1 pseudogene is annotated in these 409 nt (G+C 67.2%); it reads left to right on the top strand.

The features are described from left to right. Window positions 1-258, top strand: a pseudogene (locus AB4Y97_RS21050) (single-stranded DNA-binding protein); the annotation flags it as partial. Between the last annotated feature and the right edge of the window lie 151 nt (window positions 259-409).

Here is a 409-nt window from a genome sequence, read left to right as displayed (position 1 = left end):
TGGCAGGACCAGTCCGGCGTCGAGAAGTACTCGACCGAGGTGGTGCTGCAGCGCTTCCGCGGTGAATTGACCATTCTCGACAGCCGCGGCTCCGGCGGGGCGTCGGAGTATGGCGACGAGGAGGGCGGCCAGATCAGCCGCGGCGGCGATTTCGGCCGGTCCTCGCCGATGGAGCGGCGTCCGGCCCCGGCTTCGAGCGGTGGCGGCAGCGGGGGTGGCTCGCGCTACGGCGATCTCGACGACGATATCCCGTTCTAGAGCATCGGACGGTTAAACGGACGCATATCCGGCAGCCCTGAGGAAGTTCCAACACTCGTGCGACTCAAACAAATCGCAGATGTCGCCGAGGGCGCGCCAGAGCGCGTCGAACGTTCGGGCCTCGGCCTTGCGCAGGCGCGCTTTGGCTTTG

Origin of the sequence: Microvirga sp. 2TAF3 (assembly GCF_052114965.1) — a bacterium.
Classification (GTDB): domain Bacteria; phylum Pseudomonadota; class Alphaproteobacteria; order Rhizobiales; family Beijerinckiaceae; genus Microvirga.
The sequence above is the reverse complement of the archived record's forward strand: the minus strand, read 5'-3'. Positions and strand labels throughout refer to the sequence as shown.